We start from the raw sequence: 358 nt of genomic DNA, 5'->3' as shown, positions 1-358 counted from the left end.
GCAGGCAGCGAGAGCTGAACCAGGAAGACGTGCCGATTTCATTAAAACTGAAGAGATCCAGATCTATCCTGATACCACAGTATGGATCAAGGATTTCAATTATTCCTATAATGAGCCAATGCACAATGATTACTTCTGGCATGATGCATATGGCGATTATCCTGTAGTTGGGGTTAACTGGAAACAAGCCCGTGCCTTCGCACAGTGGCGCACACTTTACCACAATGCATACCGTAAGGAGAGAGGAAAGCACAATGTGAATTCCTATCGTTTACCAACTGAAGCAGAATGGGAATATGCTGCGCGTGGGGGATTAGAATCTGCCAGCTATCCTTGGGGTGGACCTTACACGAAGAAC

Annotated in this window: 1 protein-coding gene; it reads left to right on the top strand. The window is 46.4% G+C overall.

Going from position 1 to position 358, the window contains the following annotated elements; all coding sequences use genetic code 11:
• The coding region (locus HC176_RS17805) for an SUMF1/EgtB/PvdO family nonheme iron enzyme (RefSeq protein ID WP_167920337.1) at positions 1-358 on the top strand (358 nt) is incomplete at both ends.

This window comes from Tamlana crocina (assembly GCF_012037625.1).
The sequence above is the reverse complement of the archived record's forward strand: the minus strand, read 5'-3'. Positions and strand labels throughout refer to the sequence as shown.